Below are 8260 nucleotides of genomic sequence, written 5' to 3'. Positions count from 1 at the left end.
CAGCTTCGGTCAAGCGACCTCTTCAGTTCGGCTCCACGAAATACTTTGGCGGCGCACCGCTTCCGCGATGCACAGGAAGTAGGCATGGCATCTCACCAGCGACTCATGAACATGATGTTCGGCACGATCTGCTCCCAGGTCGTCGGCACCGCAGCTCGCCTCGGGCTCGCTGATCACTTGGGTGACGACGAACTCGGCTACCCCGAACTTGCCGAGCGCACCGGCACCCATCCCGGCGCACTCGCCCGGCTGCTCCGCGCGCTGGCCGCGCTGGAAATCGTCGTCGAAACCCGGCCGGGCACATTCCGGTTGGGCCAGGCGGGAATACCACTACGCACCGATCGGCCGGACTCCCAGGCGGCGGCCGTACTACTGTTCACCGATCCCGCACTGCTGGACTCCTGGAAACTCACCGAGGAGGCGGTACGGACCGGACAGCCGACTTTCGAAGGGCTCTACGGCACCGATTTCTTCAGCTTCCTCGCCACCAAACCCGAGCTCTCCGAACGATTCAACACCACCATGCGGCAGGTCAGCCTGCCCATCGCCCAGCTGATCCCGGTGAGCTACGACTTCACCCGCTACCACACCGTGATCGATATCGGCGGCGGCGACGGCACCCTGGTCTCGCAGATCCTGCGCGGCGCACGCGCACTCCACGGCGTGGTTTTCGATTCGCCGAGCGGGGTCGCCGAGGCCTCTTCGACCCTGACCGCCGCCGGTGTCGCCGATCGCTGCCGGATCGAGGCCGGTGACTTCTTCGCCGCGGTACCCGAGGGCGGAGATATCTACGTGCTCAAGAACATCCTGCACGACTGGGACGACGAGCACTGCCACATCATCCTGGAACGGTGCCTCGAGGCGATGCCCGCCGACGGTCGCCTGCTGATCGTGGAATCCGTACTGCCCGATGTGGTCGACACCTCCGACCCGACCCCCTACCTCACCGATATCAGCATGCTCGTCAACATGGGCGGCCAGGAACGCACCCGCACCGAGTACGAAGAGCTGTGCCGTCGTACCGGATTCAGCGTCACCGCTGTGCATCCGACCGTTCTGCCCACGTCGTACTCGCTGGTCGAGGCAGTACCGGCCTGAACGGATATCACCCATGCCCGACAAATCACGCCCGATCGTGGTGGACCTGCTGGCCGACGATTTCCACGAGCGAGCCCACACCGTCTACGACGAACTGCGCGCGCACTCACCGGTCGTCTTCGCCGAACTGCCGGAACAACCGGGCCGGGGGTTCTGGATGATCACCGGATACGCGGCGGCCGAGGCGGTACTGCGCGACCACCGGCTGGCGAACAACCCACGCGCCCTCCTGTCGCCGGGCCAGCTCGCCGCGCGGGCACGAGCCCGGATCCCGGAACCACCTCACACCATGTTGCTGTCCGATCCACCGGAGCACACCCGGTTGCGGCGGGCCGCGCAACAGGCGTTCACCTCGAGGTCGGTCACCGCACTCAGGCCCGCGGTGGTCCGGCACGCCGGGCGGCTACTGGACGAAACGGAGCAGGCGGCCCGAGACGGTGACGGCACCGTGGACCTGCTGCACACCTATGCCTATCCGCTGTCGCTGACGGTACTCGGGGAGATCCTCGGATTTCCCGAAGCCTGGCATCCCGGCCTGCGCGACCTCGCCGTTCGGGCGGCCACCGCCTCCACTCCGCTGTCCGGCCCCGACCCGGCCCTGCGCGAGCTGCTCGAGGGCTACACCCGCGACCTCCTCCACCTCAAACGAGACCACCCCGGCGACGACCTGACCAGCAGACTGGTCCACCCGCAGTCCGGCACAGACGCGCTGTCCGACGGCGAACTGACGTCCATGATCGGCCTGCTCGTCGCCGCGGGTTTCGAGACCTCGGCGAGCCTCATCGCCAGCGCAACGCTGTCCCTGCTCACCCACCCGGCCCAGTGGGCCGCACTTCGCGACAACCCGGACCTGGCCGCGCCCACCGTCGAGGAAGCCATGCGCTACTGGGGTCCGGTGGAATCCGCGACGATACGCCTCGTACTCGAATCACTGGAACTCGACGGCCGGCGCATCGACCGCGGCGACCGAGTCCTGGTGTGCACCGCCGCCGCCAATCGCGACCCCGCCCACATCACCGACCCACACTGCTTCGATATCCACCGCGCACCCCGGCCCCACCTCGGATTCAGTGGCGGGATCCACAACTGCATGGGTGCCGCCCTCGCCCGCACCGAAGTCGCCATCGCACTGACCACCCTCACCACACGCCGACCGCGGTTGCGCCTCGCCGTTCCTCCGGCCGATCTGCGCTGGCGCCCCGGTATGGGACTACGCGGCCTGCGCCATCTGCCGGTACGTCTCTGACTCACCGCCTCGCGAACCCGGCACCACGTTCCGTGGCCGGGCCCGAACACGACAACACCAAGGAGTACGACCATGACTGCCGAAGCCCCGGCCGTGATCCATCGACCGGATCGATCTCGATCCGACCCCCGACGCTGTGGACCAACAACTACTTCGTCGCCACTCCTCGGCGGCATACCCCTTGGAGGCGGTCGACAAGAATGACGAAAACCAGCGGAATGCGTGAATGGCCCTCCGATCCCTCGCCATGCCCGAAGGCGGGGATTTCCTCGGAGCGTTCTCGATGAGCCGGACCACCGCACTCGGCATCGACGCCTATGCGCATACCGTGCGTTCGCACAACTCCGACCCACTGACCTTGGCAGCCGCCATAGCGGCCTCCGGACACCTCACCGACTACGTCGTGTACGAAGACGGAAACCGCTGGTACATAGCCGGAAATCCGATCGGCGCGGTAACCGTCGGTCCGGATCGGCTACACAGCACTCTCGGCGGCAACCACACCGAATCCTGGTGCGGCAATCCCTGGCCGCGTATCCACGCCGCACTCGACCGGGCACCGGTACACCGCTGGCGCGCCTACGGCTGGGCCTGCTTCGAGCTCTGCCGTCCGGCCACCGCGGCACCGGACGATATCCTCGCCCACTTCATGGTGCCCGGGGTGGAACTGGAGATCACCCACACCGCGGTGCACACCCGGTGCCTCGGTGGACCGTTCGAACTGGACCTACCGGATACTTCCGCCGCTGTGCCGGCGCCCAGACCGGTTGCCGTGGATGCCGTCGACCCTGCCTACCTCCTGCGCGTGCAGGAGGCGCTGGACCGGATCCGCCACGGTGAATTCGACAAAGTCATCATGTCCCGCCGGGTAGACGTACCCTTCGCGGTGGACATGCCCGCCACCTACGCCACGGTCCGCCGGGAAAACACCCCGGCACGATCGTTCCTGCTGGACCTCGGCGGATGGCAAGCTGCCGGTGTCAGCCCGGAGACCGTTCTGGAGGCCGACGGTGACGGGCTGGCCACCACCCAGCCGCTGGCCGGTACCCGGGCCCGAACCGGCGATGCCGAACGCGACCGAGCGTTGCGGGATGATCTGCTGTCCGATCCGAAAGAGATCTACGAGCATGCCACCTCCGTTCGCCTGGCCTACACCGAACTCGACAGCGTCGGCAGCACCACGCGGGTCAGCGAGTTCCTCACCGTGAAAGAGCGCGGCAGCGTCCAGCATCTCGCGTCGCGCGTCGAGACCCTGCTGCCCGCCGACCGGACCTCATGGGACGCCCTGGCCGCCGTGTATCCCGCCATCACAGCATCCGGTATCCCCAAAGCACCCGCCTGCGCCGCGATCGACGACCTCGAACCCGGCACCCGCGGCCTCTACAGCGGCGCCGTCGTACGAGCCGACAGCACCGGTTTTCTCGATGCCGCCCTCGTTTTGCGCGCGGTCTATCAACGCGGGGGACGAAGCTGGCTCCGTGCCGGTGCGGGCGTCGTCACCGGCTCGACACCCGCACGCGAATACGAGGAGACCTGCGAAAAGCTGGCCTGTATCGCCCCCTACCTCGTGCCGGAACGCCCCGAAAAACGCGGCGGCCACGAGTAATTGCCGATTCCGGCACCGAACACAAACGACGGGCCACGGTAACCAGCCCCCGGTCGTTCTCGGCCCGGGGCCTGAGTACGGGTGTACAGCATCGCCTGCCTGGACCGGCATTCCGGTCGCATCCGTGCGATCCGCGGCCCACCGGACACAACGTTGCCCTCGTCCCCGATGATCCGGTGACGAGAGCAACGACGACTCCCCACTCTAGGCCGAGGCGGTGACCCGCCAGTGCCGCGCCCGAGTCTGCGCCTCCCACATCGCGCTGTAGCGCCCCTGGTGCGCCAGTAGTTCGTGATGGGTGCCGCGTTCGGCAACCGATCCGTCCTCCAGAACCAGGATCTGATCCGCCGCTACCACGGTCGAGAGCCGGTGCGCGATCACGACGACGGTCTTCTCGGCAACCAGCGCGTCGATGGCCTCCTGGACGTAGACCTCGCTTTCGGTGTCCAGCGCCGCGGTCGGTTCGTCCAGCAGAACGATCGGCGCGTTCTTCAGGATCGCGCGGGCGATCGAAATGCGCTGGCGTTCACCGCCGGACAACGCACCACCGATCTCACCGACGCGGGTTTCGTACCCGTGCGGAAGCCGTTCGACGAAGGTGTGCACATTGGCCGCCCTCGCCGCGGCCTCGATTTCTTCCTGGGTGGCGCCGGGTGCGGCCATCGCGATATTCGCGCGGATCGTATCGTCGAACAGGTATACATCCTGGAAGACCACCGCGATCTTGCGGTAGATCTCCACCGGATCGAGAATGCGCAGGTCCTGTCCGCCGATGCGCACCGTGCCGCTGTCCGGGTCCGCGTAGCGGGTCAGCATCCTGGTGACCGTCGTCTTGCCCGAACCCGACGGGCCCACCAGGGCCGTGAGCGACCGAGCGGGAGCGGTGAAGGAGACCCCACGCAGCACCCGGCTGCCATCGGCGTATCCGAAGTGAACATCGTCGAAGGTGATGTCGTAGGCGGTGATCCGGGCCTCCGGGTCACCCACGGGCAGCGCCGGCGCATCCAGCACCTCACCGACCCGTTCCAGCGCAGAATCGGTGATCTCGAAAATCGAGGAGAGATTGGCCATGGCCGACAACGGTTCGGCGAATCGTACGGCCGCGGCCACCACGGCGATGAGCAATGCCGCTGACATGTCCAGGCCGAGAACCATTGCCGCCCCGGTAGCGGTCATCGCCACGAGACAGAGCTGGACGACACTCGAGGCCAGCAGGCCCGGCCAGGTCAGCCGCTTCTGCATGGCCGACATGGCTTCGTTCTGCTCTTCGAGGGTTTCCACCAGCCGCTGCGCGGAGCGGCCGATCTGCCCGGTCGCGCGCAGCACCGGCAGACCCTGCACGTATTCGACCACCCGGCTCGCCGCCGCGGCATCGGCCGCATCGGTGCGGCGCGCGCCCGCCCCGGTGATCTGCTGGATTCGCCGGACGAACAGCACCGCGAACGGCAGCGATACCGCGAGCACCAGCCCCAGCCGCCAGTCGACCGCCAGGATGATCACCCCGATGATCGACGGAACCGTCACCATCTGGATGAACAGCAGCGCCATCCCGGACGAACTCATCGTCGCGTTGGCGACATTGCTGCCCATCACCGTGGTGAGGTCGCCCGCCGCCCGGCGTTCGAGGTCGGCCTGCGGCATGGTTCGCAGCTTGTCGCCCAACCGCATCCGGGTAGCGGCGAGCACATCGGCCCACCTCCCGAATTCGAACCGCAACTGCCCGTAGTGGAATGCCGCCTGCGCCACCCAGAAGGCCACCAGCACACCGAACCAGGTCCACACGACGGTGGTGTTCACCTCCGGTCGGCTCAGCTCGTACAGGAGCGGGATCAGGGTGGCATACGCGGCCGCCTGCAGGATCGAGCCCAGGAACGCGCACCACAGCGTGCGGCGGAATTCGTCCCGGTAGTCGCCGGCGGCGAGCAGCATCAGTCCCAGGATTCGTCTCATCGGTCGGTAGCCTCCGTGTTCTTGCCGCTGCCGAGGCCCCAGTCCCTGGCACGCTGGTGGTGCTCCCAGAGCCGGGCGTAGCGGCCGCCTGCCGCGAGTAGTTCGGTATGGGTACCGGATTCGGACACCCGACCGGATTCGAGCACCACGATCTGGTCCGCGTCGACGATCGTGGACAGGCGGTGGGCGACCACGAGCACCGTGCGACCGCGGGTGAGCTCGGCGATGGCGGCCTGGATGGCCGCTTCGTTCTCCGGATCGGCGAACGAGGTCGCTTCGTCGAGGATCACGATGGGCGCGTCCGCGAGCAGTGCCCGGGCAATGGTGATCCGCTGGCGTTGTCCGCCGGACAATCGCGCCCCGCGCTCACCGACCGGTGTGTCATAGCCCTCGGGTAGTTCCGAAACGATGAACTCGTGCGCTTGGGCGGCCCGTGCCGCGGCCTCGACCTCGGCGTCGGTGGCCGACGGGCGGGCAAGCCGGATATTTTCCCGCACGGAGTCGGAGAGCAGGAACGGATCCTGGAACACCATCGCGAGACGGCCGAGTAGATCCGCGGAGCCGATGCGGCGGACGTCCACCCCGCCCACGAGCACTTCTCCCGAATCCACCTCCCAGAAGCGTGGGATCAGGCGCGCGACCGTCGATTTACCCGAGCCGGACGGACCGACCAGCGCGCACACCGTGCCACTCGGGATCGTCAGGTCCACACCATCGAGGGCGGCGCGTTCCGCGCCTCGGTAACCGAACCGCACGTCCCGGAACACGATCGACCCATCGGCGGGAGACTGCGGGTTCTCCGGCTCCGGCAGCGGCTCGATATCGAGCAGTTCGACGATGCGCGCGGCACCGGCCTTGGAATCGTTGATCAGATTCGACAGATTCATCAGTGGCACAACCGATTCCACCGGAAGCGTGCCGATGAGGATCGCGGCAACGAGCTGTGCGGGCGATATCGACCCGTTCGCCGTCAGCCAGATTCCCACCGCGGTTACGATCACGATGGTCGGCAACGGCGCCACCGTCAGATTGGCGAAGATCATCGCGGTGCGATTGTTGTTCTGCCAGACCGTGGTGGCCACGTTGAACTGCCGGACCCGGTCGACGAAGCGCCGGAACGACACCGTGCCGTCGTCGAAGGTCCGCACCACCGGCATCCCCTGGACGAACTCCACCGTTGCCGCGTTGATCGCTTCGTTGGCTTCGTCGTAACGACGCCGGGTCTCGACGTAATCCCGCAGGGTCAGCTGCATCCCGACGAAGACCACCGGCAGCAACAATGCGACCGCCAGCAACAGCCGCCAATCCACGAACCCCAGAGCCACCAGCGCCGCGATCGGCTGCGCCACCGTGAACCCGGCCAGCGGTACCGCATCGGCCACCGCCATATGCAAGCCGCGCACATCGTCCTGCACGACCTTCTTCACGGCACCCGATCCCAGGCGCTGCGCCTCACCCAGCGGAACCCGGCCCAGGTGTGCGGCGAGGTCGCTGCGCAACCGCTGTTCGAGATCGAACGACGCGAGATGTGAGAGCAGGAAAGACCAGGCGCGCAGCGCGAATCGAACGAGGAACCCGGCCGCGGCCAGTACCAGGAACGCCACCACCACGCCGGTCTCGGTATCGGCCTCGAACAGTTCTCCCAGCGCAAGCGCCAGCCCGACGAAACCGGCCACCCCGGCCGCGCCTCCGAGCGCACCGATCACCATCGACGCACCGAGCCGGCCGCGGACCGGCTCGGTCACCCGGAACAAGGCATTACCGGGCGTCACCCCGGCTTCGGCCGCGGCTTCCCGGGGTTCCTGCCCCACATCGTCTACCTGGAGCGATATCCCGGCACCACCCATCACGGCTCCTGTCCGTCATTTACGCGAAGCTCCCGCCACCACCCCAAGGGACGGGCCCCCCGGGTACCAGAACGGGATCGGCCAGATCAGCGGCGACAGCATGCTTCCTAGAAATGATTTTCATTATCGAGTGAGCCGGACGCTAACACAACCCTGGCGCCGATGCGACCCACCCGGTCGGCACATCGACCACCGGAGCGCGAACCGCGAGGCACAATTTCGACCCCGCGCACGAGAGGCAACCGAATGGTGCCACCCTGCGGCCACCACGGTCGGCGCGGACCGGCCGGGCCACCATCGAATAGGCAAACGACCCGGGCAAAGCACCCGCGCACGCCACACCCGCCACCGGGCCCACCTACAGTCCAGGCTTTCCGCATGCAATTAACGAACGCGTATTTATAGCAGAAGAAGCGTACCCCACATGCCATGTCGACACGGTTCGCTCAACGCGCAAATGGACAGCGAACACACCGATCCGATCCAGCGCACCCACCCCCGGGCCACGAGCGA

5 protein-coding genes are annotated in these 8260 nt (G+C 67.1%); 3 read left to right on the top strand and 2 right to left on the bottom strand.

Annotation, left to right across the window (positions count from 1 at the left end):
* Nucleotides 1-84 precede the first annotated feature (84 nt).
* The 3 genes from QH196_RS24170 (at nt 85) to QH196_RS24160 (ending at nt 3950) form a co-directional block, all read left to right on the top strand.
* Nucleotides 85-1098: a methyltransferase gene (locus tag QH196_RS24170; protein WP_280418107.1), complete on the top strand. Its 1014-nt coding sequence runs from the start codon at nt 85-87 to the stop codon at nt 1096-1098.
* Between the two features lie 13 nt (nt 1099-1111).
* Nucleotides 1112-2344: a cytochrome P450 family protein gene (locus QH196_RS24165; protein WP_280418106.1), complete on the top strand. Its 1233-nt coding sequence runs from the start codon at nt 1112-1114 to the stop codon at nt 2342-2344.
* A gap of 226 nt (nt 2345-2570) precedes the next feature.
* On the top strand, nt 2571-3950 hold the full coding sequence (locus QH196_RS24160) for a salicylate synthase (RefSeq protein WP_280418105.1): 1380 nt from the start codon (nt 2571-2573) through the stop codon (nt 3948-3950).
* Nucleotides 3951-4154: 204 nt separating this feature from the next.
* On the opposite strand, the gene QH196_RS24155 is transcribed toward QH196_RS24160, so the two are convergent.
* Together QH196_RS24155 and QH196_RS24150 are read right to left on the bottom strand one after the other, a co-directional pair.
* A complete protein-coding gene (locus QH196_RS24155) occupies nt 4155-5900 on the bottom strand; it encodes an ABC transporter ATP-binding protein (RefSeq protein ID WP_280418104.1) in 1746 nt (581 codons plus the stop codon).
* On the bottom strand, nt 5897-7747 hold the full coding sequence (locus QH196_RS24150; RefSeq protein WP_280418103.1) for an ABC transporter ATP-binding protein: 1851 nt from the start codon (nt 7745-7747) through the stop codon (nt 5897-5899). Before QH196_RS24150 ends, QH196_RS24155 begins: the two co-directional genes overlap by 4 nt.
* Between the last annotated feature and the right edge of the window lie 513 nt (nt 7748-8260).

Source organism: Nocardia carnea (assembly GCF_029868325.1).
Lineage (GTDB): Bacteria > Actinomycetota > Actinomycetes > Mycobacteriales > Mycobacteriaceae > Nocardia > Nocardia carnea_C.
This window is presented reverse-complemented; position numbering and strand designations above follow the sequence as displayed.